Source organism: Rhodococcus pyridinivorans (assembly GCF_900105195.1).
In the GTDB taxonomy this organism is placed as follows: Bacteria; Actinomycetota; Actinomycetes; order Mycobacteriales; family Mycobacteriaceae; genus Rhodococcus; species Rhodococcus pyridinivorans.
In genome coordinates, this window is record NZ_FNRX01000002.1 from 2838074 (window position 1) to 2863002 (window position 24929).

The 24929-nt window shown below is 69.0% G+C and carries 24 protein-coding genes; 7 read left to right on the forward strand and 17 right to left on the reverse strand.

The window, feature by feature from the left end:
* The first annotated feature begins 2 nt into the window (after positions 1-2).
* From BLV31_RS13470 to BLV31_RS13485, 4 genes are read left to right on the forward strand one after another with little or no spacing between them, the layout of a single operon-like run.
* Positions 3-770, forward strand: a complete 768-nt coding sequence (locus BLV31_RS13470; protein WP_033098387.1) for a maleate cis-trans isomerase family protein — start codon at positions 3-5, stop codon at positions 768-770.
* 1 nt (position 771) lies between these two features.
* The gene (locus BLV31_RS13475; RefSeq protein WP_064062101.1) at positions 772-1470 is read left to right on the forward strand and encodes a GntR family transcriptional regulator; all 699 of its coding nucleotides are present in this window, start codon (positions 772-774) and stop codon (positions 1468-1470) included.
* A 17-nt stretch (positions 1471-1487) separates the two neighbouring features.
* Positions 1488-2099, forward strand: coding sequence for a flavin reductase family protein (locus tag BLV31_RS13480; RefSeq protein ID WP_064062100.1), 612 nt, complete (start codon positions 1488-1490; stop codon positions 2097-2099).
* Between the two features lie 31 nt (positions 2100-2130).
* Complete coding sequence (locus tag BLV31_RS13485) at positions 2131-2823, forward strand: BtpA/SgcQ family protein (protein ID WP_139192954.1); 693 nt, start codon at positions 2131-2133, stop codon at positions 2821-2823.
* Positions 2824-2913: 90 nt separating this feature from the next.
* On the opposite strand, the gene BLV31_RS13490 is transcribed toward BLV31_RS13485, so the two are convergent.
* Positions 2914-4197, reverse strand: coding sequence for an IS256 family transposase (locus tag BLV31_RS13490; protein ID WP_074853058.1), 1284 nt, complete (start codon positions 4195-4197; stop codon positions 2914-2916).
* A gap of 440 nt (positions 4198-4637) precedes the next feature.
* On the opposite strand from BLV31_RS13490, the gene BLV31_RS13495 reads away from it, so the two are divergent.
* Positions 4638-4874, forward strand: a complete 237-nt coding sequence (locus BLV31_RS13495; protein ID WP_064062091.1) for a hypothetical protein — start codon at positions 4638-4640, stop codon at positions 4872-4874.
* 292 nt (positions 4875-5166) lie between these two features.
* Here BLV31_RS13495 and BLV31_RS13500 read toward each other — a convergent pair whose 3' ends face one another.
* The 4 genes from BLV31_RS13500 to BLV31_RS13510 all read right to left on the reverse strand — a co-directional run bounded on the left by BLV31_RS13500 (position 5167) and on the right by BLV31_RS13510 (position 9680).
* Positions 5167-5628 (reverse strand): DUF5994 family protein, encoded by a 462-nt coding sequence (locus BLV31_RS13500; RefSeq protein WP_064062092.1) that lies wholly within the window; start codon positions 5626-5628, stop codon positions 5167-5169.
* A gap of 631 nt (positions 5629-6259) precedes the next feature.
* Positions 6260-6601, reverse strand: coding sequence for a hypothetical protein (locus BLV31_RS24690; protein ID WP_019289557.1), 342 nt, complete (start codon positions 6599-6601; stop codon positions 6260-6262).
* Between the two features lie 1054 nt (positions 6602-7655).
* Positions 7656-8402, reverse strand: coding sequence for a decaprenylphospho-beta-D-erythro-pentofuranosid-2-ulose 2-reductase (gene dprE2, locus BLV31_RS13505; protein ID WP_006552186.1), 747 nt, complete (start codon positions 8400-8402; stop codon positions 7656-7658).
* Between the two features lie 147 nt (positions 8403-8549).
* Positions 8550-9680 (reverse strand): M24 family metallopeptidase, encoded by a 1131-nt coding sequence (locus tag BLV31_RS13510; protein WP_064062093.1) that lies wholly within the window; start codon positions 9678-9680, stop codon positions 8550-8552.
* Positions 9681-9715: 35 nt separating this feature from the next.
* Between BLV31_RS13510 and BLV31_RS13515 the strand changes: the two genes are divergently transcribed.
* The gene (locus BLV31_RS13515) at positions 9716-10693 is read left to right on the forward strand and encodes a 5'-3' exonuclease (RefSeq protein WP_006552184.1); all 978 of its coding nucleotides are present in this window, start codon (positions 9716-9718) and stop codon (positions 10691-10693) included.
* 10 nt (positions 10694-10703) lie between these two features.
* Here the strand turns inward: BLV31_RS13515 and BLV31_RS25405 are convergent, their stop codons facing one another.
* The 7 genes from BLV31_RS25405 to pafA all read right to left on the reverse strand — a co-directional run bounded on the left by BLV31_RS25405 (position 10704) and on the right by pafA (position 19362).
* Positions 10704-11585 (reverse strand): DUF4333 domain-containing protein, encoded by an 882-nt coding sequence (locus tag BLV31_RS25405; RefSeq protein ID WP_064062098.1) that lies wholly within the window; start codon positions 11583-11585, stop codon positions 10704-10706.
* Positions 11586-11689: 104 nt separating this feature from the next.
* On the reverse strand, positions 11690-14446 hold the full coding sequence (locus tag BLV31_RS13525) for a DEAD/DEAH box helicase (protein WP_064062094.1): 2757 nt from the start codon (positions 14444-14446) through the stop codon (positions 11690-11692).
* Complete coding sequence (gene tatC, locus BLV31_RS13530) at positions 14443-15405, reverse strand: twin-arginine translocase subunit TatC (protein ID WP_019289529.1); 963 nt, start codon at positions 15403-15405, stop codon at positions 14443-14445. Before tatC ends, BLV31_RS13525 begins: the two co-directional genes overlap by 4 nt.
* A 104-nt stretch (positions 15406-15509) precedes the next feature.
* A complete protein-coding gene (gene tatA / locus BLV31_RS13535; protein WP_033098352.1) occupies positions 15510-15764 on the reverse strand; it encodes a Sec-independent protein translocase subunit TatA in 255 nt (84 codons plus the stop codon).
* A 127-nt stretch (positions 15765-15891) separates the two neighbouring features.
* Positions 15892-16923, reverse strand: coding sequence for a helix-turn-helix transcriptional regulator (locus BLV31_RS13540; RefSeq protein ID WP_064062095.1), 1032 nt, complete (start codon positions 16921-16923; stop codon positions 15892-15894).
* Positions 16920-17915, reverse strand: coding sequence for a helix-turn-helix transcriptional regulator (locus BLV31_RS13545; protein ID WP_064062096.1), 996 nt, complete (start codon positions 17913-17915; stop codon positions 16920-16922). Before BLV31_RS13545 ends, BLV31_RS13540 begins: the two co-directional genes overlap by 4 nt.
* An 88-nt stretch (positions 17916-18003) precedes the next feature.
* Positions 18004-19362, reverse strand: coding sequence for a Pup--protein ligase (gene pafA, locus BLV31_RS13550; RefSeq protein WP_026061779.1), 1359 nt, complete (start codon positions 19360-19362; stop codon positions 18004-18006).
* A gap of 31 nt (positions 19363-19393) precedes the next feature.
* Between pafA and BLV31_RS13555 the strand changes: the two genes are divergently transcribed.
* Positions 19394-20992 (forward strand): bifunctional phosphatase PAP2/diacylglycerol kinase family protein, encoded by a 1599-nt coding sequence (locus tag BLV31_RS13555; RefSeq protein ID WP_072740511.1) that lies wholly within the window; start codon positions 19394-19396, stop codon positions 20990-20992.
* Here the strand turns inward: BLV31_RS13555 and prcA are convergent.
* From prcA to BLV31_RS13580, 5 genes are all read right to left on the reverse strand, one after another.
* Entirely contained in the window at positions 20893-21705 is an 813-nt protein-coding gene (gene prcA / locus BLV31_RS13560; protein ID WP_064060381.1) for a proteasome subunit alpha, read from the reverse strand. The two genes, BLV31_RS13555 and prcA, sit on opposite strands and share 100 nt — an antisense overlap.
* Complete coding sequence (prcB, locus tag BLV31_RS13565) at positions 21702-22556, reverse strand: proteasome subunit beta (RefSeq protein ID WP_006552174.1); 855 nt, start codon at positions 22554-22556, stop codon at positions 21702-21704. Before prcB ends, prcA begins: the two co-directional genes overlap by 4 nt.
* On the reverse strand, positions 22553-22744 hold the full coding sequence (locus tag BLV31_RS13570; RefSeq protein WP_006552173.1) for a ubiquitin-like protein Pup: 192 nt from the start codon (positions 22742-22744) through the stop codon (positions 22553-22555). The genes prcB and BLV31_RS13570 overlap by 4 nt, the downstream gene beginning before the upstream one ends.
* A 166-nt stretch (positions 22745-22910) precedes the next feature.
* On the reverse strand, positions 22911-24404 hold the full coding sequence (gene dop / locus BLV31_RS13575) for a depupylase/deamidase Dop (RefSeq protein ID WP_006552172.1): 1494 nt from the start codon (positions 24402-24404) through the stop codon (positions 22911-22913).
* Positions 24405-24459: 55 nt separating this feature from the next.
* The gene (locus BLV31_RS13580) at positions 24460-24846 is read right to left on the reverse strand and encodes a nitroreductase family deazaflavin-dependent oxidoreductase (RefSeq protein ID WP_064060380.1); all 387 of its coding nucleotides are present in this window, start codon (positions 24844-24846) and stop codon (positions 24460-24462) included.
* Positions 24847-24929: the final 83 nt, after the last annotated feature.

A 24929-nucleotide genomic window follows, 5' to 3' on the forward strand; every position in this document is an offset into this window, starting at 1 on the left:
CCATGACCACACCGGCATCCCCCCGCGCCTACCGCATCGGCCAGATCGTCCCGAGCTCCAACATCACGATGGAAACCGAGATCCCCGCGATGCTGCGCGCCCGCGAAGAGGTCGAACCCGAGCGCTTCACTTTCCACTCCTCGCGTATGCGGATGAAAGAAGTGACCAAGGCTCAGCTCGAAGCGATGGACGACGAGTCCGATCGCTGCGCCCTGGAACTGTCCGACGCCCACGTCGATGTCCTCGGCTACGCCTGTCTGGTAGCGATCATGACCCGCGGCGCCGGGTACCACTGCACCTCGGAGAAGCGCCTGCACCAGGTGACCGTCGACAACGACGCCGAAGCGCCGGTGGTCACCAGCGCCGGCGCCCTGGTCGACGGGCTGAAGGTACTCGGTGCCCGTAAGGTCGCCCTCATCGCCCCGTACATGCGCCCCTTGACCGAGCAGGTCGTCGACTACATCTCCGGTGAGGGCTTCGAGGTCACCGACTTCATCGCCCTCGAAATTCCCGACAACCTCGAGGTCGGCTCCCGGGACCCGATGGCGCTGGTGGACATCGTCGAACGGCTCGACCACAGTCAGGCCGATGTAGTCGTGCTGTCCGCGTGCGTACAGATGCCATCGCTGGCCGCCGTCCAGGTCGTTCAGGACCGAATCGGCAAGCCTGTGCTGTCCGCAGCCGTCGCCACCACCTACCAGCTGCTGAAAGAACTCGGCCTGAAGCGGTACGTTCCCCGTGCAGGCGAACTGTTGAACGGGAGCTACTGATATGACCGCAGCCGGAGTGAAGAAACCCAAGCGTTCGACAACACTCGAACAGGCGTACAACGCCATTCTCGAGTCCATCTGCAACGGTGATATCCCGCCGGGCGCTCCACTCCGGCTGCAAGAGCTGTCGACCACCCTGGGGATGAGCATGATGCCCATCCGCGAGGCACTCCGCCAGCTCGAGGCCATCGGCGTGATCGAGATGACCCCCCACAAGGGGGCGCGGGTCCGAGAAATATCGACGGACGACCTCATCGACACCTACCGGACCCGCATCACGCTCGAAGGCATCCTCTGCAGCCGCGCCGCCGAAAATTTCGACGCAGACGACGAAGCGGCGGCCCGCGAGGCATTGGAACGGCAGCGCATCGCACTCGAAGACGGCGACATCATCGAGGCTCGCATCGCACACAAGGACTTCCACTACGCCATCTACCGCGCCGCCGGCTCGGTATGGATGCTCCGCTCCATCGACCCGACCTGGCTCAACAGCGAACGCTACCGTGTCACCAGCGAACAGGATGGTGACCAACTCACCCTCCGCCGCGAAGAACACGAACGCATGCTCGCAGCGTGCGTTGCGCACCGGCCCGAGCAGGCCCGCCAAGCCTTGCGAACCCACCTGATCAGCACCGTTGCCCATCTGGACAAGAACTTGGCCAAACGCCTGGACATCCTTACCGCCGGGGCGTGCTGTTGACCCAAGGCCGCTCCCCCATGTACTCGATCGACCCGACCGCAGACTCATATACTCGCTTCGATCCGGCCGTGATGCGTGCTGCGGACTTCTATCACGTCCTGGCTGCCTCGGTGGTGCCGCGCCCCATCGCCTGGGTGTCGACGCGCTCGAGCGCCGGGATCTTGAATCTCGCCCCGTACAGTTTCTTCACGGTTGCCTCCACCAAGCCTCCGATCGTGCAGTTCAACTCGGTCGGGCACAAGGACAGCTGGCGCAACATCATCGAAACCGGTGAATTCGTTGTGAACATCGGGACCGAAACACTCATCGACCCCATTAATGCCACCTCCGAATCCTTTCCCTACGAGATCGATGAATTCACCCAGGCGGGAATGAACCCCCACGACAGCGACGTCCTGGCTGTCCCTCGAGTTGCCGAAGCGCCGATCGCGTTCGAATGCGTCAAGCACACGATCGTGGAGATGGGAAACTGCTCATTGATCTTCGGACGCGTCGTCAACGTCGTTGTCGCTAGCGCCGTACTGGCCGACGACGGACTCCCCGACTTTTCCAAGGTCGCACCGCCGACCCGACTCGGACGTTCCGAGTGGGGCCTTGCCCCATCCACGGTGACACGCGTACGACCCTGACACCTCCAACGCAACCAGCAGGAGCATCGCGATGCGCATATATCCCGTGATCCACGTCCACGATCTCGACCAAGTGTCCGAACAAGTCGAGGTCGCTCGTCGCCATCCCATTTCCGGGGTCTTCCTCATCGACCACGACGCAGATGACATCCGCCTGGCCCGATGCATCGATCACGTCCGCCTGAAGCAACCCGACATCTTCCTGGGCGCAAACGTCATTCGCCGCAGCGCAACTGAGGCACTGAACATCCTCGCACCGCACTTTCCTGGCGGTATTCCTCTCGACGCCATCTGGACCGACAACGCCGGCGTCTCCCTCGACGGCGACGACCACGAGTTCCATTCACTCCACTCAGCACGAGAACGAACCGGATGGACCGGACTGCACTTCGGCGGCATCGCCTTCAAATACCAGACCCCCGTCTCGGAGACCGACCTTCCACGCCTGGGCGAACTCGCACGCCGCCACGTCGATGTCCCCACCACCTCCGGACCCGGTACAGGACTAGCCGCCGACACTCACAAACTCGAGGCCCTTCGCGAGGGACTCCACAACCATCCGCTCGCCTTGGCCAGCGGTGTCACGCCGGACAACGTCGAGTCATTCATAGGCCTTGTTGACCATATTCTCGTTTCCACAGGAATCGCCGACGACAACGACCGCATCGACTCCGGAAAGTTGGCGGCCCTACTCGAACGTTGCACTGTCGAACAAAGAAATTAATCCTAATTCCGTCCCCGCGTAGACGGTGAAGCACCGAGCGTTCCCGCGTTCGGGTCTGTCAAGTTGACGGTGTAACTGGTTGAACTGTAGCTACTTTCGTCCAGCGGACAGGCGTCCGTCGAAGGTGATCTCGAAGGCGTTCAGTGCTGCCTTCCAGCGGTTGGACCAGCGTTGGCGGGCGGTGCCTTTGGGATCGAGGCTCATGATGGCCAGGTACACGCATTTCAGGGCCGCGGCCTCGGTCGGGAAATGACCGCGGGCCTTGACGGCCCTGCGGATTCGGGCGTTGACACTTTCGATGGCGTTGGTCGTGTAGATGACCTGTTTGATGGCGTTGTCGAACTGCAGGAACGGCACGAACTCGGCCCAGGTGTTGGTCCAGAGCCGGATGATCGCGGGATAGCGTTTCTCCCATTTGTCGCTGAACTCGGCGAACCGGTCCAGCGCGGCCTGCTCCGACGGCGCGGTGTACACCGGTTTGAGGTCCTTGGCGATCTCGGCCCAGTCCTTGCGGGAGGCGTAGGCGTAGGTATTGCGGAGGAGGTGGACCACGCAGGTTTGCACGATGGTCTGCGGCCACACCTGCCCGATCGAGTCGGGCAGATGCTTCAGACCGTCGCACACGACGATCAGCACATCCTGCACACCACGATTCTTCAGCTCCGACAACACCCGAAGCCAATACTTCGCCCCCTCCCCGTCGCCGTGCTCGCCGGCCCATAATCCGAGGATGTCGCGGGTGCCGTCCACAGTCACCCCCATCACGACGTAGATCGGCCGGTTGGCCACGTTGCCGTCGCGGATCTTGACGTGGATGCAGTCGATGAACAGCACCGGATACACCGGGTCCAGCGGCCGGTTCTGCCACTCGGCCATGCCGTCCATCACCCGTTCGGTGATCGTCGAGATCGTCTGCTTGGACACCTCGGCGCCGTAGACCTCGGCCAGGTGCGCAGAGATCTCACCGGTGGTCAGTCCCTTGGCCGACAGCGAGATCACCATGTCCTGCACCCCGGTCAGCCGCCGCTGCCGCTTGGCCACGATCTTCGGCTCGAACGAGGACTCCCGGTCCCGGGGTACGTCGAGCTCGACCGGGCCGGCCTCGGTCAGCACGGTCTTGGCGCGTCTGCCGTTGCGGGAGTTGCCGCTGCCCCTGCCGGCCGGGTCATTCTTGCCGTAGCCGAGGTGGTCGTCCATCTCGCCCTCGAGGGCGGACTCCACCACCAGCTTGGTCAACTTCGCCAGCAACCCGCCCTCGCCGGTGAGCTGGAGGCCTTCGGCCCGCGCCTGATCCACCAGTTCCTGCAGCCGGGCATCGCTGGCACCCACAGGTGCCGAGTTCGATTCGTCCTCACGATCAATCACATCGGTCATGGTGGTGCATCTCCTTTCAGAGTTACACCGTTGTTCTTACAGTCCCCGGTAGGGCGCCCTCATCTCCGCGTTTCCCCAGTTCAGGGTAGGTGCGCAGCGAGACGGGGTCGGAATTTCTGAGGATTCCGGCAAGTTCGCGAGAATCTCTGACGGACACGAAGTCGGAACGCCGCGGGTCCACGCGCTGCTGCACGACTGACAAGTTGGGCGAGAACCTACAGCCTATTTGTGGATTTTAGGATGAGGTGCACTGCCCGTATCTCGTGACGGGAGATCCCCTCGTCTGCGCATTCCTTCAGATCGTTGGCGGTTCTCGGTGCGGGAGGCCCCCGGAGCGCACATCCGAATATCGGGGATCATCGTTGTTCAACGCTACCGTTGGCGGCTTTCGGTGGTGTCTCCGATGAATGGGCCGGTGGCAAGGTGTGTCCAGCCCGGTAGTGGCTGTCGAGGAATCGACGGCGGTGCTCGTCGAGTACTGCTGCGTCCCGCAGGTCTCGGTCGTGTTGTTTCCGGGCGTGAGCGTGGCGGTCGGCGGTGTGGCGCTGCTCGGTCCGGTCGGCGGCATGGCCGGCCGTCCCGTCACGCAGAACGTGCGCGGCCGTGCGGTCACACGTGATCAGTACTTGTCGGCAGGCCGAATGCACGGCAGAGCCCTGCCCGGCAGGACGAGATAGGTGTTGCTCGAATACCGCCAGCGGGACTCGGAGGAGGCGGTAATGGGTCCGCAGCACTGCCTCGATCATGGGGAGCATGGGCATCGTCCGGCGCCTTTCGTTCAGCTGTGCAGATCCTCACCTGGAGGCGGATGGGTTCGTCGCGGGTCCGAATCCCCGGTGGTCTTCGGTGTGCGGGTGTGATCCTCGGCTGGGAGCTGGTAGGACCGGATGAACGCTACGCACATTCAGGCCTGTCGTGGTGACACGGCAGCATCGCGAGGGTCTGTCGATGACCGAACACCTAGGTTGCTCAGGCTTGTTCGGTATTCGGTGCCACGGTCTTCTGCATGTCTTCGTACGCTCGATCGGCATCGAGCATGGGCTCGATGATCAACAACCGGAGACAGGTTCCGTCCCGGCCGAAAACGTACATCTGGTTGCGTGGCTGATCCGGTGCCGGTCCGACGAAGTCGAGACCGTCCGGAGGATCGATACCTCGCTGGGAGATGCTCAGGGCATTCCAGTCGAAGGCGATCCGTTCGGTTCGTCCCAGGCGGGAGGTCAGTGCGGAGACCAGGTTGTGGAGTTCGGCGGTGACATTGTCGCCCCGCGGCCACCAGGCGCCGTCGACGCCGGCGGAGTGCTCGTCGGGGTCGCGCAGAAGCAGCCGCACCGTGCGGGTCGGGGCGTCGAAGGGCTGTCCACCGTCGGCGGCAGCGCGGAAACGCCCCAGGTCACGATTGGTGAACAGGCGCCGCGGAAGTCTGCTCATGTCATACTCCCGTGTCGGGTCCGGATGGAGGCCGGTGCCGGCATCCGAGGTCCGTGGCGGCTGTCCACCGGACCCGGTACTCGCGACAATCACCGCGCAGTCGCCGAGGTCCGGCGGGGTAACGAGAGAAAGAGCGATCCGAGCGGATCCGGGCGTGGTGCAGCGTCATCGCGACGCTCCTGACTGGGCCGCAGAGCGGCCTGCTCATATCGACGGCGCCGACGAGACCGGGCATGGTCTCGCACTTCAGGCCCCGGCACCTTCAGCCTACCGTCACCACGGTCACGTGGTCGGGAATCGGCACACCGTGGCCCGGTACACCGCGAGAGAGCCCACGTGGCGGCCAGCGCACAGACCGCCAAGGCGCAGCGTCGGCCTGCGGGAGAGCCGGTCAGGTCGCATCCCTCGGCGGGACCTGCCCGTCCGGGGACGACACCACCGGCGGAAGGACCGTAGCGACGGCCCGCGCCGTAGCGACGGCCCGCGCCGTAGCGACGGCCCGCGCCGTAGCGACGGCCCACGCCTGCGACGGCCGTCTCGGCGCTGGATGCGGCCCGGCGAATTCTCCGATCCGGTGTGTGGGCACCGCCCTCAGGTATCGAGGTGGGACAAGCGCGGGTGTGTGAGGTGGTCACGGGTGTCTCGGGGGTGAGCGTCGACGCGTACGCGTGCGTGGCCGGGCGGTGGTGTTCCGGTGCGGCCGATCGTGACCACGCACCAGCGAACACGGCAACGCGTCATCGCAGGGCACATCGCATCCCGGCACCGGGCACCGGTGGTCGGGCAGATGCACGAGGCAGAAGTAGTTGCCGCACCCCGCTTCGTCGTCCTCCTTACGCCCGAGGGGATTGTCCCCGCACAGATACCCGCGTCCCCGGTCGATCAGCTGATGGCACTGAGGATCGTCGCATTCGGCGGCGACTCCGTAGCCGGCTTCACGACCGTCGGGAAGGATGTAGTACACCAAACTCATGGTCTCTCCTCGTCGGTGGAACATCTCCGGATCAAGCGGGACTTCCGTGGAACGGGCTCCGACCCCGAGCTGCATCGGTGCCCACCACCAAGGAGGGTGGTACGAGCGAATCCTCTGTCGTGGAAGCCTCGCCGATCAGCCGAGACCACGTGCAGCAGTGAGCGATGAACTCCTGAATTCGCGGAAAAGCTCGCATGGTGCTGTTGCTCATCGTCCTAGTCGGAATGGACGCGGCAGTTCACGTTCGCTTTCAGGTTTCGAGGAGGCCGGTGCGGGTGCACGAGTGCGAAGACGGCATCGCCAGCTGCTGGGTTGAACTGGCGATGCCTCCCCGAGCTGAGCTCTCCGGATAGACCGGCCTGGGTACCGACCGTGTGCCCCCTCGTGGTGGAACCGAAACGTACGCGTTCTTCTGTCATCGAACGAATCTGCCAGTGGTGACCGGAACGGCTGCGCAGCCCCCTGCGGGGCGCATCCGATCCGGCTCTGTCCAGCGTCCCACCATTCCGACCCCAGCGATAGCTGTGTGTTCACATGGGGTAGCCGTAGTACTCGGGAAAAATCGGGCGGATATGGCTGAGTGCACGCCTATGGTCTGTGGAACCGCGCGGGAGTGGCCGGCGGCCGGGAGGTGGCGGGGGTTGAGGCCGAGACGGTAACCACCACCTTTGGTTGTGTCGAAAAACCTTCGTTTTCGGAACAAGATCAATTTTGCGGACCGATCCTCAAACAGCACACCCCGACACGGTCCGGCACTCGATCGCGTCCTGCGGAAGACGGCCGTCCGACCGTCCTGCTTAACCGTCCTGCATGTCGGTCTCGAATAGCTGACCCAAACAGCACTTTCGTCGCCTCATGGATGGAATCCTGATCGGCTATTCCCGATGCAGCACCGCGGGCCAAGATCTGCGAGCGCAACGCACAGCCCTCAAAGGCCGGAGTCCGCGACGACCGGATCTATACGGACAAGGGCGCTCTATACGGACAAGGGCTACGCGGGAGACAAGCGACATCGGCCCGGTCTGTGCGAAGCGCTCGCCGTCTGCCGCAGTCGTCAGCGCGGCAAACGCCGCCACATCGCCCGCGGCAGCAGGCGCATCCCGAAGAACACCGGGCGCAGCACCGCCGGCACCCACACCTCCCCGCGCCCGCGGTGCAGCGCCTGCACCGTCGCGCCGGCGACCTGCGGTGGGGTGCTCGACAACGGTGCAGGGCTCATGCCCTCCGTCATCCGGCCGATCACGAAACCGGGGCGCACCAGCAGCAACGACACCCCGCTGCCGTGCAAGGCATCCGCCAGGCCGGACGCGAAACCGTCGAGGCCGGCCTTCGCCGACCCGTACACATAGTTGGCGCGGCGCACCCGCCACCCGGCCACGGAGGAGAACACCACCAGCCGCCCCGAGCCCTGCGCGCGCAGCCGCTGGGCCAGGTCGGTGAGCAGCGCGACCTGCGCGAGATAGTCGGTGTGCACGATCGACACCGCATGGGCCGCATCGGTTTCCGCGTGGGCCTGGTCGCCGAGGATGCCGAAGGCCAGCACCGCCACATCGATCGGCCCGAAGGCGGCGATCCGGTCGAGCACCGCGGTGTGTGTGTCGAGGGCGTCGGCGTCGAACTCGACCGGGTGCACCGCCGTCGCGCCTGCTACCCGCACGGCGGCGCACTCGTCGGCCAGGTCGTCGGCGCGACGGGCGGCGAGGATCACGGTGCGGCCCGGCGCGAGTCGGGTGGCGACCTCGACGCCGATCTCGCTGCGTCCCCCGAAGATGACGACGGTTCCCTGCGCGGTGTGGTTCATGCGGCCAGTGTCCCGGGTCGAGCTCCGGGATGCGGTGGCGGGGTTCTACTCTCTGCGGGATGGACAGTGACCGCACCCCGAGCATCGACGTCTCCCTCGCCGACAAGCTGCTCGCCCTGCTCGACGAGCGGTGAACCCGGCCGGGTGTCAGCCCGGCAGCACCGTCAATCCGTGCGGGCGCAGGTTCATCGACTCGCAGCCGTCCTCGGTGACGACGACGATGTCCTCGATCCGCGCACCCCACTCACCGCGGAAGTAGATGCCCGGTTCGATGCTGAACGCCATGCCGGGCTGCAGGATGTCGTCGTTGCCGGAGACGATGTACGGCTCCTCGTGCACCGACAGGCCGATTCCGTGCCCGGTGCGGTGCACGAACGCCTCCCCGTAGCCGGCGGCGGCAAGCAGGTTGCGGGCGGCGGCGTCGACGTCCTCGGCGCGCACGCCGGGCCGCACCGCATCCACTGCGGTCTGTTGTGCCTTCTCGAGCACCGCAATCTTCGTCGCGATCTCCGGGTCCGGTTCGCCGATGCTGTAGGTGCGGGTCGAATCCGAGTAGTAGCCAGGTTCGACGGGACCACCGATGTCGACGACGACGATGTCGCCGGATTCGATGACCCGCTCGGACACCTCGTGGTGCGGGTCGGCGCCGTGCGGGCCGGAACCGACGATGACGAACGCCGCCGCGGTGTGTCCCTCTTCGAGGATCGCGGCGGTGATGTCCGCGGCCACCTCGGCTTCGGTGCGTCCCGCGCGCAACCATTCACCCATGCGGGCGTGCACCCGGTCGATGGCGGCACCAGCGCGGCGCAACGCCTCGACCTCGTCGGTGTCCTTGACCATCCGCAGCTGCCGGATCACCGACGTCGCAAGCGCCGGGGCGTTGCCGAACCGGGCGGTCAGCGGCACCAGGTGCAGCGCCGGCATCGCCTCGGCCACCGCGAACGCCCCCGCCGTCGCGACGAGTTCGCGCACGAGCGCGTAAGGATCCTGACCGTCCACCCAGTCCCGCACCGGCAGACCGAGCTCACCGATCGCGGAGTCGTTCAGCGACGCCAACTCCAGCCGCGGCACCACCACGGTGGCGCCGGAGCCGTCGGTGGGGATCACCAGGCAGGTCAGACGCTCGAACGACTCGGCGCGCGAACCGGTGAGATACCGCAGGTCCGGTCCGGGGGTGATGAGCAGCGCGTCGAAGCCGGCGGCGGCACCGAGTTCGGCGGCGCGGGCGAGGCGGGCCGCGTAACGGTCGGCGGGGAATCGGGGGGCGGCAGTGGTCATGTCTTCGAGCCTAGTGGCCGCGGCCGGATGGCAGGATGTGGTCCGTGACCGCACCGGAGAACCCCACGCCCGCACCGGACCCCACGCTGATGTTGCTCGACGGCGCGAGCCTGTGGTTCCGCGCCTTCCACGCCATCCCGGAGAAGGTCACCGCACCCGACGGCAGCCCGGTCAACGCGGTGCGCGGCTTCGTGGACATGGTGGCCTCGCTGATCCGCACCCACCGTCCCACCCGGCTGGTGGTGTGCCTGGATCTGGACTGGCGGCCGGCCTTCCGTGTCGCGGCGATCCCCAGTTACAAGGCGCACCGGGTCGCCACCGGGTCGGACGGCACCGTCGAGGAGGTCCCACCCGCGCTGCTGCCGCAGGTGCCGGTGATCCTCGACGTGCTCGCCGCCGCCGGCATCGCCACCGGCGGGGCGGCCGGTTTCGAGGCCGACGACGTGCTCGGCACCCTCGCCGCCCGCGAGACCATCGACCGGGTGATCGTGGTCAGCGGCGACCGCGACCTGCTGCAGGTCGTCGCCGACAGTCCGGTGCCGGTGCGGGTGCTCTACGCCGGGCGCGGATTGGCCAAGGCCGAGTTGTTCGATCCGGCGTTGGTCGCCGAACGCTACGGGGTGCCCGGCGAGCGGGCCGGCGCCGCCTACGCCGAACTCGCGGTGCTGCGCGGCGACCCGTCGGACGGACTCCCCGGCGTCAAGGGGGTCGGGGAAAAGACCGCCGCGTCGTTGCTGCAGCAGTACGGCTCTCTCGACGCGGTGCGCGCGGCCGCGGTCGACGAGTCGTCGTCGATGGCGAAGGGCATGCGGGTCAAACTCGCCGCTGCGGCGGACTATCTGGATGCGGCGCTGCCGGTGGTGCGGGTCGCCACCGACGCCGACGTGGACCTGTCCCGCTCGGACGTGTTGCCGGCGGCACCGGCCGCTCCGGAGCAGCTCACCGCGCTGGCGCAGCGGTGGGGTCTGGAACGGCCGGTGTCCGCGCTGGTCGCGGCCCTGGCCGACCGATGACCGCTTCCGGTCAGTTGGGGCGGCCGACCTCGTAGGTGCCGTTGTCGTCGGTGACGGTGACGGTCACCTCCCGGAACTGGCCGTCCACGGTGACCGCGCAGGTGAAGCTGTGGCCGGCCTCGACCTTCTGATCGCTCGGGCACTGCACGTCGCCGACCTGCCCGGCCCCGTAGGACTCGGTGAGCACCTTCGCGATGCCCGCCTGGGTGGACTCGGTGTCGAGGACCTTCCCACCGAACATCGTCGTGGCGAGGATCCCGACGATGGCGAGCACCACGACGAGCCCGGCGCCGCCGAGGATCCACGGCAGCTTCGACTTGCCGTTCTGCTGAGGCGCGCCGCCGGGCTGCTGCCAGGTGTTCGCGGGCGCTCCCCAGGGCTGCGCCCCGGCGGGCTGCTGCCCACCCCACCCGGGGACGGGCTGCGTCGGTTGCTGACCGGGCGCGCCCCACGGCTGCTGTGCGCCCGGTTGCTGACCCCAGCCCGGCGCCTGTCCTGGTGCCTGCTGACCGGGTGCCGGCTGCCCCCAGCCGGGGGCGGGCGGCTGTGGGGCCGGACCCCAGCCCTGTTGCGGCGCACCGGTCGGCGCACCCCACGGATTCTGATGCCCGGCACCGGGCTGCGCGGGAGTCTGCTGCCCGGCGGGCGGCGCCCACCCGGGCTGCGGAGCGTTCCCGCCCGCACCGGTGTCGGGTTGCCACGGCGACTGCCCGGCGGGCGACTGTCCCCAGCCGGTGCCGCTGCCCTGCCCCCACTGCTGCTGTCCGGCGGGCGGCGCCCACGGTGATCCGGGCTGCTCACCGCCCCCGGAGGTCGGGTTGGGTGCCCATGGATCCGTCGATTCCGGCGGCTTCTGCCCCGGCGAGTCCTGCGGTTCGTTCGGCCCGGTCATCGTCGTCTCCACTCACCCTTCCCGTTGTGTGCCCATACGGTAGCGTCCACCCGCCGCGGGCATACACGCCTACCGGGCGTCCCGGACACCCCGCAGGGGCCGGGTCATTCGGCGGTGGGATCGACGGCGACGACCCCGCGACGCACCGCCCCGACCGCCTTGCCGGCGGTGCGGGCGAGTTCCGGATCGTCCGCGCAGGTGCGGATCTGGTCGAGCAGATCGATCAGCTGCCGGCACCACCGCACGAAATCTCCGGGTGAAAGTTCCTTGCCGGCGGCCTCCGCAGCGACGAGCGCCTCGGTCAGCGACGCGGTCGACGCCCAGGTGTAGGCGGCGGTGACGAAACCCAGATCCGGTTCGCGGGTCGGGGGCAGCCGGTGCCGGATCTCGTCGGCCCGCAAGCCGTCGCAGATCCGGGTGGTCTCGGCCAGCGCGTGCCGGATCGAGCCGGTCGGCCCGACGACGGTGACCGGTTCGTCGGTGCGCGACTCGTAGATCACCGCCGAGGCGACCGCCGCGAGTTCGGCGGCGGACAGTCCCGCCCAGGCACGGCGACGCACGCATTCGGCGACCAGCAGATCCGATTCGGTGTAGATGCGGGCGAGCCGCTCCCCCGCCTCGGTGGTCGCCGGATCGTCACCCTCGGTGAGATAGCCGCGTTCGGTGAGCAGCGCGACGATCCGCTCGAAGGTGCGCGCCAGCGAATCCGTCGCCGCGGCGGCCTTGCGGCGCTGCTGCTGGGTTTCGCGCAGCAACCGGTGGTAGCGCTCCCCGGCACGCGCCAGCGAGTCCAGATCGGGGTGCTTACGGGCCGGATGGTGCTTGAGTTCGCGGCGCAACGCGTCGATCTCGCGGGTGTCGCCCTTGGACGTGCTGCGCTTGGGACGGCGCGGCGGCACGAGGCCCTTCGACCGCAACGCCGACGCGATGTCGCGGCGCCCACGGCCGGTGCGGTGATCGACGTGCCGCGGCAGCCGCAGCGTGCCCAGCACCGTCGCCGGGGTCGGGAAGTCCCCGGCGGAGAGGCGACCGGACCACGCGTCGGCGGTGACGACCTGCGGCCGCGGATCGCCGGCGTCGGTGTCCGGCAGCACCACCACGGCCAGGCCGGTGTGTTTACCAGCGGGCACGGCGATGATGTCACCGCGCCGCAGGGTCACCAACGACGCCACCGCCGCGGCCCGACGATCCTGCTTGCCGCGCCGCTCGTGGGCGCGTTCGGCGTCGGTCAGCTCGGCGCGCAACCGCAGATAGTCGAGGATCTCGCTGCCCTCACCGCCGAGCTGGTCGCGCAGCTGTGCGAGGGTGGCCTCGTTGCGGTCGATGCCGCGTTTGAGACCGACCACCGACTTGTCGGCCTGGAACTGGGCGAAGGACATCTCCAGCAACGCCCGCGACCGCTCCACCCCGACGGCGTCGATGAGGTTGACCGCCATGTTGTAGGACGGGCGGAACGAGCTGCGCAGCGGGAAGGTGCGGGTGGAGGCGAGCCCGGCGACCGCCGCCGGTTCGATGCCCGGCTGCCACAGCACCACCGCGTGGCCCTCGACGTCGATGCCGCGCCGCCCGGCCCGGCCGGTCAGCTGCGTGTACTCGCCGGGGGTCAGCTCGGCGTGGGTGTCGCCGTTGAACTTGACGAGCTTTTCGAGCACCACGGTGCGGGCCGGCATGTTGATGCCCAGCGCGAGGGTCTCGGTGGCGAACACCGCCCGCACCAGCCCCCGCACGAAGAGTTCTTCGACGGTGTGCCGGAAAGCCGGCAACATCCCGGCGTGGTGGGCGGCGATGCCGCGTTCGAGGGCGGTGCGCCACGACGCGTAGCCGAGGACCTCGAGGTCGCCGCGCGGCAGATCCCGGGTGTGCTCGTCGACGATCCGGCGGATCTCGGCGGCTTCGGTCTCGTCGGTCAGGTGCAGACCCGAGCGCAGGCACTGCTGCACCGCGGCGTCGCAACCGGCGCGGCTGAACACGAAGGTAATCGCCGGCAACAGACCGTCGCGGTCGAGACGGACGATGACCTCCGGGCGCGGCGGCGGCCGGAAGCGGGGGCCGCGTTCACCCCAGCGGTCCATCCCGGACAGACTCTGCCGTTGCCGCACCGCCGACGCCAGCTCCGGGTTGACGACGATGTCGCGGCGCCGCCGGGTCGGGGCGGTGTCGGTGTCGGCGCGGCGGTCGAACAGGTCGTAGATACGGGAGCCGAGCATCATGTGCTGGTGCAGCGGGATGGGCCGCACCTCGTCGACGACGATGGTGGTGTCGCCGCGCACCGTGGTCATCCAGTCGCCGAACTCCTCGGCGTTCGACACGGTCGCCGACAGCGACGCCAGCCGCACGTCCTCCGGCAGGTGCAGGATCACCTCTTCCCACACGGCGCCGCGGAACCGGTCGGCGAGGAAGTGCACTTCGTCCATCACCACGTGGGTGAGCCCGATCAGGGCGGTGGACGACGCGTAGATCATGTTGCGCAGCACCTCGGTGGTCATCACCACCACCGGCGCATCGGAGTTGATGGACTGGTCGCCGGTGAGCAGACCCACCGAGTCCCGGCCGTGCCGGGCACACAGATCGGCGTACTTCTGGTTGCTCAGCGCCTTGATCGGGGTGGTGTAGAAGCACTTGGAACCGCCCTGCAGCGCCAGATACACCGCGAACTCGCCGACGACGGTCTTGCCGGCGCCGGTGGGGGCGCACACCAGCACCGAATGCCCACCCTCGAGGGCGCGGCACGCCTCGATCTGGAACGGATCGAGCGGGAACCCGAGGCCGGTGGCGAACTCCGCGAGCTGCGGGGTGGGGACGAGCGGCGCGGTGCCGGTCTCGTCGTTACCGGCAGGGCCGGGAGTGGGGTCGCCGGTCACAGGGTGTCGGAGTAGTCGGTGCGGGCCGGATCGGTCCGTACGGTGTCGGTGGGCGCCGTCGGCGCTGCCGGCTCCACCGGGCTCGGGGCCGGGATCGTCGAACCCTCGTCGTCGTCGAGATCGGCCCAGCCCTCGGCGCGGGCCTTGCGGGCGCGGCGCCGGTCGGTCAGCCGGGCGATCTGGATGGCGAACTCCACGAGCAGCGTGAGCGCCAACGCCAGGGCGAGCATGGAGAACGGATCCTGGCCGGGGGTGGCGATGGCGGCGAAGACGAACACCGCCATGATCAGCCCGCGCCGCCACGCCTTGAGCTTGGCGTAGGGCAGCACCCCGACGCCGTTGAGCGCGACGATCACCAGCGGGATCTCGAAGGACACCCCGAAGATCACCAGCAGGTTGATGAGGAACCCGAAGTATTCGGCGCCCGAAAGGGCGGTGACCTGCACGTCGTTGCCGACGGACAGCAGGAACGACAACGCGTGGGAGATCACCAGATAGGCCAGTACCGCGCCGGTGACGAACAGCGCCGCCCCGCAGGTGACGAAGCCGATCGCGTAGCGGCGTTCCTTGCGGTACAGGCCGGGGGTGACGAACGCCCACAGTTGGTACAGCCAGATCGGGCACGCCATGACGATGCCGGCGGTCGCGGCGACCTTCAGGCGCAGCATGAACTGCTCGAACGGTCCGGTGGCGAGCAGTCGGCACGAGCCGTCGTTGCTCAGGTCGGCGCGGGCCGAGGCGGGTAGGTCGCAGTAGGGGCCGCGCAGGATCTCCCCGAGGCTGTCGAGGCCGAACAGGCTGCGGCTGTACCAGACGAATCCGAGGATGGTGGTGAGCACGATCGCAGCGAGAGCGATCAGCAGACGCGTGCGCAATTCGTAGAGGTGCTCGACCAGCGACATGGTGCCGTCGGGATTGGTCTTGCGCCGGCTTCGGCGCGGATCGAACGGGATGCGCACGGTGCGGTTCTCAGCTCCTGTCGAGACCACCGGCGTGCGGGCGTGCCGGGGTCAGCGGAACGCCGGGACACCCGTGGTGGGCGCCCCGGCAGGATGAACGTCGGTCAGGCAGACCGCGGTTCGGTGTGCGTGTTCGGCGCGGCGGGATCGGCTGTCGGCTGCGCGGCCGGCAACGGATTCGGCGCCGGCTGCGGCGTGGACGCCCGGGCGTCGTCGTTCTGCATCTCCTTGACCTCGCTCTTGAAGATCCGGAGCGAACGACCGAGACCGCGCGCGGCGTCGGGCAGCTTCTTCGAACCGAAGAGAATCACGACCACCAGCGCCACGATGGCCCAGTGCCAGGGGCTCATTGCACCCATTTACAACAACCTCCACTGATCGGCTCCGATCGATGCTACCGGACCTCGAGCACAGCCCGAGGCTTCGCGCCGGTGTATCCACCCACAATTCGCGGAGGGTTCACACAGATGTTTCACAACGCGACCGTCACGGTGTCGGACCCGCGCCGCGGGTCGCGTTCTCCCCGTCGAGCTCGGCGTAGGCGGCCAGCGCCGCCTCGGCCCGCGCCCGCACCGCGGCCCGCAACTCGGGCGGGTCGAGCACCTGCACCCCGGCGCCGAGACCGACGAGCAGCCGCGCCATCCACCCCGGCGACGCGTACCGCATCGACGCCTCGCACCTGCCGTCGGAAAGCACCTGCACGTCGGTGAGCGGGTAGTAGTCGAGCAGCCAGGTGTACGACGGGGCGATGCGCAACCGCGCGGCGGGCAGCGACGGGTCGCCCTCGAACAGTTCGAGGTGCTCGTCGTCGGTGATCGCCCGGTGCGGCGGTCGCGTCGGCTCGTCGAGCACGGTGGCGGCGTCGATGCGGTCGAAGCGGAACAGCCGCACTCCTTCGGCGCTGCGGCACCACGCCTGCAGGTAGGCGTGTTCGTCGATGATGACGATGCGGATCGGGTCGACGTCGCGTTCGGAGACGGTGTCGCGGGAAGCCGAATAGTAGGTCAGGTGCACGGCGCGCCCGTCGCGCACCGCGGCCCGCACCTGTCCGGCGGCGTCGGAGTCCCCGGCTGCCTCCGGATCAGGCTCGGCAGTCGCCGCGGTGGCGGTGTCGGCGGTGGCGGTGTCGGCGGGCAGCGCGGCGGTCCCGGCGGCCGCCTCGATCTTCGCGATCGCCGACTGCGCCGCGGACGGGTCGACGACGCCGGGCATCTCCTGCAGCGACCGCAGCGCCACGAGCAGCGCGGTGGCCTCGGTGGAGGTCAACCGCAGGGGTCGTTCGATGCCGGCGGTGAAGGTCACCACGATGCTGTCCTCGGAGAACGACAGGTCGATCAGATCACCGGGTCCGTAGCCGGGCAGGCCGCACACCCACAGCTGGTTCAGATCGTCCATCACCTGATTGGGCGTGACCCCGAGATCGCGGGCGGCCTCGGCCGCGCTGATCCCCGGGTGCGCCAGGAAGTAGGGCACGAGATTGAGCAGTCGTCCCAGTCGCGCCGACAGTCGTGTGCTCATCGCTCCTCCTCCCCCGCATCCGTGACCGCCTGTTCGAGGATGCGGTGCACCTCGGCCCGTAACTCCGGTGGGTCGAGCACCAACGCGTCCGCGCCCTGCCCGGCGACGATCCGGGCGATCCATTCCCACGAGCGCACCGGCACCTCGAGTTCCACCCCGTCGCGGTCTCCGATCCGCCGTGCCGCGCCGGTCCGTCCGAGCCGGCGTAGCTCCCACGCGCGTCCATCGGCCACCCACAGGCGTGCCGATCCGCTGACCTCCGCCGGGGAGGTCGCGGCGAGCACCCGCCCCCGCAGATCCACGCCCCCCGGGATCTGCACCGCCCCCTCTGGGCCGATCGCGGTGATCTCGTCGCCGATGCGCGAGAGCCGGAAGGTGCGCACGGCGTCGCGATCGCGGTCGTGGCCGACGAGATACCAGCGGCCGTGCACGGTGACCACACCCCACGGTTCGACGGTTCGCGTCGACCACGGCTCGGTGGGGGAACTGCGGTGGGTGAACCGCACCGCGCGGCGCGCGTCGATCGCGGCGAGCAACGCCGTCAACGCGGGTTCGGAACCGCGGGCGCGCGGCGGCAGCGGCGCGACGACCTCCCCGCCGTCGGAGTCGACACGGATCCCGGCGGCGCGCAGCTTGAGCACCGCGCCCTGCGCGGCGGCGGTCAGCTCCGGCGATTCCCACAGCGCGGCGGCGACGGCCACGGCGGCGGTCTCCTCGCGGGTGAGGTCGATCTCGGGCAGTTCGTAGGCGTCGCGGTTGATGCGGTAGCCCTCCACCGTCGACGACCGCGACGGCCGGCCCGTCTCGAGGGGCACCCCGAGATCGCGCAGTTCGTTCTTGTCCCGCTCGAACATGCGGCTGAACGCCTCGTCGCTCGCGCATTCGGAGTAGCCGGCCACCGAGGCACGGATCTTCTCCGCGGTCACGAACTGTCGGGTGGACAGCAGCGCGATGACCAGGTTCACCAGCCGTTCGACTTTCGAGATCGCCACGCGCCAACCCTAGTGCCCGCGCGCCGCCGGCACCGCATCACCGTCCATCGGAGCGGACCGGACGGTCCGCTCCGATGGACGGCGGTACTCACATGGAGGCGATGAGCCGTTCGACGCGTTCGTCCACGGACCGGAACGGGTCCTTGCACAACACGGTGCGCTGCGCCTGGTCGTTGAGCTTCAGATGCACCCAGTCGACGGTGAAATCGCGGCCCGCGGCCTGCGCGGCGGCGATGAAATCACCGCGCAGCTTCGCGCGGGTGGTCTGCGGCGGGGTGTTCACCGCGGCGTCGACGGACTCGTCGTCGGTGGCCCGCGCCGCCAGTCCCTTGCGTTGCAGCAGGTCGAACACACCGCGTCCGCGTTTGATGTCGTGATAGGCCAGGTCGAGCTGGGCGATCTTCGGGTCGGACAGCTCCATGTTGTAGCGGTCCTGGTAGCGCTGGAACAGCTTGCGCTTGATCACCCAGTCGATCTCGGTGTCGACCTTCGCGAAGTCCTGCGATTCGACGGCATCGAGGACGCGGCCCCACAGGTCCACCACCTGCGCGACGTGCGGGTCGGGTTCGCGCTGGTGCAGATATTCCACCGCCCGCGCGTGGTATTCGCGCTGGATGTCCAGGGCGCTGGCCTGCCGGCCGCCGGCCAGGCGCACCGGGCGCCGGCCCGTCAGGTCGTGGGAGACCTCGCGGATGGCGCGGATCGGGTTGTCGAGCGCGAAGTCCCGGAACGGCACCCCGGCCTCGATCATCTCGAGCACCAGCGCCGCCGACCCCACCTTGAGCATGGTGGTGGTCTCGGACATGTTCGAGTCCCCGACGATCACGTGCAGGCGCCGGTACTTCTCGGCGTCGGCGTGCGGCTCGTCGCGGGTGTTGATGATCGGCCGCGACCGGGTGGTCGCCGACGAGACGCCCTCCCAGATGTGCTCGGCGCGTTGCGACAGGCAGAAGGTGGCGGCTTTGGGGGTCTGCAGCACCTTCCCGGCGCCGCAGATCAGCTGGCGGGTCACCAGGAAGGGCAGCAGCACATCGGAGATGCGGGAGAACTCGCCGACGCGGGCGACGAGATAGTTCTCGTGGCAGCCGTAGGAGTTGCCCGCCGAGTCGGTGTTGTTCTTGAACAGGAAGATGTCGCCGCCGATGCCTTCCTCGGCGAGACGCTGCTCGGCGTCGATGAGCAGTTCCTCGAGGACCCGCTCACCGGCATGGTCGTGCTCGACGAGCTGGAGCAGGTCGTCGCACTCGGCGGTGGCGTACTCGGGGTGCGAACCGACATCGAGATACAGTCGCGCCCCGTTCCGCAGGAAGACGTTCGAACTGCGCCCCCAGGACACCACCCGGCGGAACAGATAGCGGGCCACCTCGTCGGGGCTCAACCGACGATGCCCGTGGAAGGTACACGTGACGCCGAACTCCGTCTCGATACCCATGATTCGTCGCTGCACACTTCGACAGTACCGCGCGAACCCGACCCCCATGGGTCGCAACGACATCTACGGTCGAGGTGTGATCGTTCCCGAGCGTTACCGCACCGCCGACCGGGCCCTGTTCGAGCGCTCCGGGGCGCTGCGCGCGTCCCCTGCCGACCCGCTGCTGCGCGACCTCGGACGCGCCGCCAACCACAGTGTGCTGTGGGTGGCGTGCGCCGCGGTGTGCGCCACCGCCGGCGGTCACGCCCGCCGCGGGGCGGTGCGGGGTCTGTTGTCGGTGGCCGGGGCCAGCGCCTTGACCAACGGGCTGCTCAAACCGCTGTTGCCGCGCCGCCGGCCCCCGGCGCGCACCGACCCGAAGTTTCGGCGCCGCACGGTGCCGATCCCCCGCTCGTCGTCGTTCCCGTCCGGGCACGCCGCGTCGGCGGCGGCGTTCGCGACCGGGGTGGTGCTCGAATCCCCTGCGGCTGGGGCGGTTCTGGCGCCGCTGGCCGCGGCGGTGGCCTATTCGCGGGTGCACACCGGCGTGCACTGGCCCGGCGACGTCGTCGTCGGCGCCGCGGTCGGGGCGACGGTGGCGTGGTCGACGCGCCGCTGGTGGGCGGTGCGCAGCCGCGAACCGGCGACCGTGCAGGTCGCGGCGGCCGCGCCCGCCCTGCCCGGCGGCGACGGAATGCTGCTGGTGGTCAACCGCGATGCCGGGACCGCCGAGGAGATCGCCGCGCGGGTCACCGCCGCGCTGCCGAGCGTGCGTCGCGTCGATCTGGATCCCGACGGTGATCCGGCGGAGCAGTCGGAACGTCTGCTGACCGAATATCGGCCGCAGGCGGTGGGGGTGTGCGGCGGGGACGGCACCGTCGCGGCGGTGCTCGACGTCGCCGTCGACGCGCGGCTGCCGGTCGCGGTGTTCCCCGGCGGCACCCTCAACCATTTCGCGCTCGATCTCGGCGTGGTGGATCTGGAGGAGACGGTGCGGGCGGTCACCGCCGGGCAGGCGGTGGCCGTCGGGCTCGGGCAGGTGACGGTGACCGGGCCGGACGGGCGCACGGTGCGGCGGTTCGTCAACACCGCCAGCCTCGGTGGCTATCCGGATGCGGTGCGGTTGCGGCAGCACTGGGAACCGCGGATCGGCAAGTGGCCGGCGGCGGGGTTGGCGATGCTCGCGGTGCTGCGCACGGCGAGCCCGATGCCGGTCCGCATCGACGGGGCGGGGCGGGCGGTGTGGTTGCTGTTCGTCGGCAACGGCCGCTACACCCCGGCAGATCAGGTGCCGATGTCCCGGGCGCATCTGGATCCGGGCACCCTCGACGTGCGGTATCTACCCGCGGAGAATCGGTTCTCGCGGCTGCGTCTGCTCCTCGCTGCGGCGACCGGCACCCTCGGCGCGTCACCGATGTATCGGCAGCGGCACATCCCGGGCCTGGCGGTGGAGGTCATCGGGGATCCGGTGGCGTTGGCCACCGACGGGGAGGTCCTCGCCGACGGCACCGGTTTCGACTTCGAGGTGGTGCCGTCGGCGTTGACGGTCTATCGGCTCGCGGTGGATCAGCCCGCGTCGGGACCGGACTCGGTCTCCGAGCCGGTCGCGGTGTCGGACCCCGATTCGGGGGCCGGATCGGCGGGCGTCTCCGACGGGGCCGCCTGAGCGGACCCGGTGCTGGTCAGCAGCGCGTCGAGCGCCGCCCCCGAGATACGCCGGAAGGCGCGGCGCGGCCGCTGCTTCTCGAGCACCGCGACCTCGAGTTCCCCGCGGCCGAGCACCCGCGGCGCCGCGTCGGCGGTGGCGGGCTGCTGCAGCGCGGTCACCGCCACGGCGACCGCCTCGTCGAGCGGCAGACCCGGCTTGTACGACGAGCGCAGCGCGGTGATGATCGGTTCGGTGTTGCCGCCCATCACCACGAACTGCGGTTCGTCGACGATCGAGCCGTCGTAGGTGATGCGGTACAGCTGCGGGCCGTCGTCGGTGTCGGCGCGCCCGACCTCGGCGACGCAGATCTCCACCTCGTACGGCTTGGGCTGCTCGGTGAAGATGGTGCCGAGGGTCTGCGCGTAGGCGTTCGCCAGTGCCCGCCCGGTCACGTCCCGCCGGTCGTAGGAGTAGCCGCGCATGTCGGCGTGCATGATCCCGGCGCGCCGCAGATTCTCGAACTCGTTGTACTTGCCGACGGCCGCGAAACCGACCCGGTCGTACAGTTCGCTGATCTTGTGCAGCGCCTTCGACGGATTCTCCGCCACCAGCAGCACACCGCCGGCGTAGGTCAACGCGATCACCGACCGGCCGCGGGCGATGCCCTTACGGGCCAGCTCCGAGCGATCGCGCATGATCTGCTCGGCGGACGCATAGTACGGAAGTGTCACCGGGCATCTCCTGCGGTGCGGTCGGCCACGATGGTGCGGGCCAGCTCGGACAGGGTTTCCTCCGCGACGGCCACGGCCCCGGCCGCGGTGATCACCACCGCCGTCGGGTAGATCCCGCGGGTGGTGTCGGGACCACCGGTGGCGGTGTCATCGTCGGCCGCGTCGTACAGCGCCTCGACGGCGCTGCGCAGCGCGCTCTGCTCGTCGGCATCGGCGCGGTAGAGCTTCTTGAGCGACGAGCGGGCGAACAACGATCCGGAGCCGACCGCGTGGTAGCCGGCGCGTTCCTCGTAGCGGCCCCCGACCACGTCGTAGGACACGATCCGCCCGGCGCGGTGCGCATCGGACGCGTCGAGGTCGAAACCGACCAGCAACGGCACCACGGCCAAGCCCTGCATGGCCGCACCGAGATTGCCGCGCACCATCGACGAGAGCCGATTGGCCTTGCCGTCGAAGGTCAGCGGCACACCTTCGATCTTCTCGTAGTGCTCGAGTTCGACCGCGAACAGTCGCACGAGCTCGATCGCCAGACCCGCGGTGCCGGCGATGCCGGCCGCCGAATAGTTGTCGGTGATGAACACCTTGTCGACATCGCGGGAGGCGATCAGGTTACCCATGGTCGCGCGCCGGTCGCCGGCGATGAGTACACCCCCGTCGAAGGTCAGCGCCACGATGGTGGTGCCGTGCGGGGCGAGGTCCACGTGGTCACCTCGTTCGAATCGGAACCGGTTCTCCGGCAGCATCTCCGGGGCGTGCATCCGCAGGTGGTCGGAGAACGACGACAAGGGCGACGCGAGGTGCAGCTTCGGCTGCACCTCGCGGTAGGGAAGAGAGGATCGTTCGGCTGTCACTGGCCACCTTTCTGCACATATGCCCGCACGAAGTCCTCTGCGTTCTCCTCGAGCACGTCGTCGATCTCGTCGAGAAGATCGTCGGTGTCCGAGGCGAGCTTCTCGCGACGCTCCTGACCGGCACCGCCGTCACCGACGACCTCGTCGTCGTCTCCGCCGCCACCGCGTGTGGTCTGCTCCTGTGCCATAGCCGCCGACCTCCTCCTGTACTCGGCGCGGAACCGTCACCGGTCGACGATCGGTGTGGTCACCGCTGCTTCGAACTCCTACCCTACCCAGCGAACCGGTCCACCGGTGGCGACACGCGTACTCGCGGCCTGTGATCCGGCCACCGCCCTCCGCCGGGAGGGGTGGTCAGTGAGTGAGCTGATCGACCAGTTCCGCCGCCGACTGCGCAGTCTCGAGCAGCTCCCCGACATGCGCGCGGCTGCCACGCAGCGGCTCGAGCGTCGGGATGCGCACCAGCGATTCGCGACCGAGATCGAAGATCACCGAATCCCAGCTCGCCGCAGCGATATCGGCACCGAAACGGCGCAGGCACTCACCGCGGAAGTAGGCGCGGGTGTCCGAAGGCGGGGTGTGCACCGCATCGAGGACCTGCTGCTCGGACACCAGCCGCTGCATCGACCCGCGGGCCACGAGGCGGTTGTACAGGCCCTTGTCCAGGCGCACATCCGAGTACTGCAGGTCGACCATGTGCAGGCGCGGCGCCGACCAGGACAGTCCCTCGCGGTTGCGGAAGCCCTCGAGCAGCCGCAGCTTCGCGGGCCAGTCCAGCAGGTCGGCGCATTCCATCGGGTCGCGTTCGAGCAGATCGAGCACCATCGCCCACTTGTCGAGGATGTCGAGGATCCGCTTGTCCTCGGTGCCGTCGTGGAACTTCGCGACCCGCTCGTGGTAGATCCGCTGCAGCGCCAGACCTGTCAGCTCCCGGCCGTCGGCGAGCGCGACGGTCTTGCGCAGCGACGGGTCGTGGCTGATGTGGTGCACCGCGGTGACCGGGCGGGCGAGCTGCAGATCCGACAGGTCGATGCCGGCCTCGATCAGGTCGAGCACCAGCGCGGTGGTGCCGACCTTGAGGTAGGTGGACATCTCCGCCAGATTCGCATCGCCGATGATCACGTGCAGGCGCCGGTACTTGTCGGCGTCGGCGTGCGGCTCGTCGCGGGTGTTGATGATGCCGCGCTTGAGGGTGGTCTCGAGACCGACCTCGACCTCGATGTAGTCGGCGCGCTGCGAGAGCTGGAAACCGGGCTCGTCACCGGACTGGCCGATCCCGACCCGGCCGGAGCCGGTGATGACCTGCCGGGAGACGAAGAACGGGGTCAGGCCCGCGACCACCGCGGAGAACGGGGTCTCCCGGTCCATCAGGTAGTTCTCGTGGGTGCCGTAGGAGGCGCCCTTGCCGTCGACATTGTTCTTGTACAGCTGCAGTCGCGGCGCGCCGGGCACACTCGACGCGTGCCGGGCGGCGGCCTCCATTACCCGTTCCCCGGCCTTGTCCCAGATCACCGCGTCGAGGGGGTCGGCGACCTCCGGGGCGGAGTATTCGGGGTGGGCGTGGTCGACGTACAGGCGCGCCCCGTTGGTGAGGATCATGTTCGCGGCACCGACCTCGTCGGCGTCGATGACCGGGGCCGGGCCGTTGAACCGCCCCAGATCGAAGCCCCGCGCGTCGCGCAGGGGCGATTCGACCTCGTAGTCCCAGCGGGTGCGGCGGGCGCGCGGCACCCCTTCGGCGGCCGCGTAGGCCAGCACCGCCTGCGTGGAGGTCAGGATCGGGTTCGCCGATGGCTCGTTGGGTGAGGAGATCCCGTACTCGACCTCGATACCGATGATCCGCTGCATGCCCTCGAGCCTAGGCGATCCGGACGCTCACGGTCGTGACCAGCCCCGCCACCGGTCAGCGGTGCGGCTGCGGGGTGCAGTCCAGATAGCCGTGCGCCCCGATCGCCTGCAGCGCCACCCGCACCGGCAGCGGCGCCCAGCTCGCCTGCGGATCGGTCCCGAGTCGCGGGTCGCGCACCGGGATCGCCCTGCCCCGGGTGTGCACCACCGCCTCGCCGGCGGCGCACACGTTGCGCACCCAATCGGTGTCGGCGCCGTAGGTCAACGCGATCCGCAGATCGTCACCGACGGTGAACAGCAGCACCGGGGTGCGGAACACCCGGCCCGAGCGGCGCCCGCGATGCTCGACCACCGCGGTGCCCGGCAGCAGCTGCGCGAACGGGGTGGTGACCCGGTTGGTGACGATCTTGTCGAACCGGGCCAGGGTGGGCGGCAACGGCACGGTCGGTCCTCCCCCTGGATAGGCCGCGACGGCCGGACCTTCCGGAGGAGGGAAGGCCCGGCCGTCGCGGATCGATTGTCGCG